The sequence below is a fragment of the Massilia phyllosphaerae genome, assembly GCF_034659755.1.
GTDB classification, from domain to species: Bacteria; Pseudomonadota; Gammaproteobacteria; order Burkholderiales; family Burkholderiaceae_D; genus Telluria; species Telluria phyllosphaerae.
The window spans coordinates 1-2,850 of record NZ_JAXSQX010000023.1 but is presented as its reverse complement, the minus strand read 5'-3'; the positions used below and the strand labels follow the sequence as shown (position 1 = coordinate 2,850).

General features: G+C 64.7%; 1 protein-coding gene. It reads right to left on the bottom strand.

Features of this window, described 5'->3' with window-relative positions:
* Positions 1–2,845 (bottom strand): non-ribosomal peptide synthetase (locus tag U1H99_RS30020; RefSeq protein WP_323145152.1); only part of this gene is annotated, 2,845 nt, incomplete at its 3' end.
* Positions 2,846–2,850 lie beyond the last annotated feature (5 nt).

Genomic DNA, 2,850 nt, shown 5'->3' with positions numbered 1-2,850 from the left:
ATCCCAGCTGCTGCTCGAGGACCTCGCCCTTGAGCCAGTTCCTCTGCCAATGGGCGTAATCGGCGTACTGGATTTCCAGTTCGGGCAAGGGATCGGGTTTGTCCTGGCTGAAAGCGCTGTAGAGGGCCGAGACTTCCCTGACCAATATCCCGATGGACCAGCCATCGGAAACGATGTGATGCTGCGTTACCAGCAGGACATGCTCGTGCTCCGCCAGCTTGAGCAAGGCGCCACGGATGAGCGGACCCGTGCCCAGGTCGAACGGACGGCTTCGCTCTTCTTCGCCCAGCCGCACCACCTGTTCCTCCTGCTGCGCCTTGTCCAGCGCGGTCAGATCGATCCGCGCAAGGGCAAAGCCCACGGATGGCGCAGCGATCCGTTGCACCGCTTGTCCATCGAGTTCGACAAAGGTCGTGCGCAGGCTCTCGTGGCGGGCGACGATGCGGTCCAGCGTCGCCTGCAGCGCTTGCGTATCGAGCTTGCCGGTCAGCCTCAACGCGACCGGGATGTGATAGGCCGCGCTGGCCGAGGCATCGAGCTGTGCCAGGAACCACAGGCGTTGCTGGGCTAACGACAGCGGCAGGTCGCCGCTACGTTCCGCAACCGTAATGGCAGGTAGCGCGGTGCCATTGGCATGCGCCGCGACATGGGAAAACTCCGCCAGGACAGGGTTCACAACCAATGACCGCACCGGGATTTCCAAGCCCAGCCGCTGGCGTAAGCGCGAGATCACTTGCACCGCCTTGAGTGAGTGGCCGCCCAGCTTGAAGAAGTGGTCGTGGCGGCCGATCTGTTCGATACCGAGCAGATCTTGCCAGATTTCGGCAATCGCTTGTTCGGTTGGTCCTTGCGGCGCCTCGTAGGCGCGCACGACGATCGCGGCCTGGTCCGGCGCTGGCAATGCATTGCGGTCGAGCTTGCCGTTGGGCGTCAAGGGCAGCGTATCCAGGCTGACGAACGCACCGGGCAACATGTAGTCGGCCAGTGTCGTGGCCAACTCGGCGCGCAGAATGGCCGTCGAGATTTCCCGGCCCGGCTGGGGAACCACATAGGCGACCAAGCGTTTGTCGCCAGGCTGGTCTTCACGCGCGATCACGATCGCTTCGCGCACGCCATCGCAAGCAGCAAGGCGCGCCTCGATCTCGCCCAGTTCGATACGGAAACCGCGAATCTTGACCTGGAAGTCGTTGCGGCCGAGGTATTCGATATTGCCGTCGGCCAGATAGCGGCCCAGGTCACCCGTGCGGTACATCCTGGCCCCGGCCACAGCGCTGAACGGATCGGGGATGAAGCGCTCGGCGGTCAGATCCGGTCGGTTCAGGTAGCCGCGCGCCACGCCGTCGCCGCCAATGTAGATTTCGCCGGCCGCGCCGACCGGTACCGGCTGGCCGTGGGTGTCGAGGATGTAGATCCGGGTGTTGGCGATAGGCCGCCCGATCGGCACCTGGCGGCCAGTGCTGCCGGCGCTGCCGGCTTCGTAGGTAATGCAGCCGACCACCGTTTCGGTCGGCCCGTATTCGTTAACTAGCCTTGCGCTGGGTGCGACCTGTTTCCAGACCTCGACCGTGGACGCCGGCAAGGCTTCGCCGCCGATGACGAATAGATGGGCGGGGCAAACCCGGGTAGCGGCGGCGAACTCCATCCCGAGCGCCAGCAGGTGCGCAGGCGTGATCTTCACCAGCAGGCCCGCCCGTTCCGCCAGGATGGGCCTGAGATCGGTCAGCTCGTGTCCTTCCCGCACCAAGTGCATCGCACCACCACTCAACAAGGGCGCGTAGACGCTGGTGATGGTCGCGTCGAAGGACATCGGTGAGGACACCACCGCATTGATCGCGCCGTCTCCATAGCTGCCCAGCGCCCATTGAAGATAGTTGCGAAAGCCAGCGTGCTCGATCATCACGCCCTTGGGCATGCCGGTCGAGCCCGAGGTATAGATGACGTAGGCCAGGTGGCCGGCCTCCAGGCCGAGCGCGGCCGGGTCCGGGTTGGTATCCGGCTGCGCGGCCAGCACCTGCAGTTGGGCGTCGTTGTCGAGCATCAGCACCGGCACGGCCGCCGCTGGCACGAAGGCCGACTGCGCCAGCACCGCCACCGGGGCGCTGTCAGTCAGCATGTGCGCCAGGCGTTCGGCCGGCAGGGTTGGGTCGAGCGGCACATAGGCAGCGCCTGCCTTGAGGATGCCCAGCAGGCCAACAACCATCTCGAGGCTGCGCTCGACACAAATCGCCACCCGGTCGTCGGGCTTGACGCCCAGCGAGAGCAGACGGTGCGCCACCTGATTGGCACGGCGGTTCAGTTCTGCATACGTGAGGCTATCCTGTTCGTAGACCACCGCCGTCGCCTCGGGCTGCAGCGCTGCCTGCTGCTCGAACAACTGGTGAATCAGCTGCTCTTGCGGATAGGCTGCCGCGGTGTCGTTGAACTGTACCAGCAACTCATGCCGCTGCTGGGCCGACAGCAGGGCCAGCCGGCTGACCTTCTCGTCATCGTTTTCCACCATCGCGCTCACGAAGCGCTCGAAGTAGCCGGCAATGCGTTCGACCGTGCTGCGCTCGAACAGGTCGCTGGCATATTCCAGGGCGCCGACAAGCTCGCCGTCGTGTTCGGTCAGCGACAGCGACAGATCGAAGTGTGCCGTCACATGCGAAATGCCGACGGCGGACAGCTCCAGGCCGGGTAGACTCAGACGACCGCCATCGGGGGTGTTGTTCAGGGACAGCATCACCTGGAACAGCGGACTATGGCTGAGGCTACGTACCGGCTGGACCGCGTCGACCACCTGTTCGAACGGCAGATCCTGATGCGCATACGCGCCCAGGGTGCAAGCCTTGACCTGGCCGAGCAACTCAC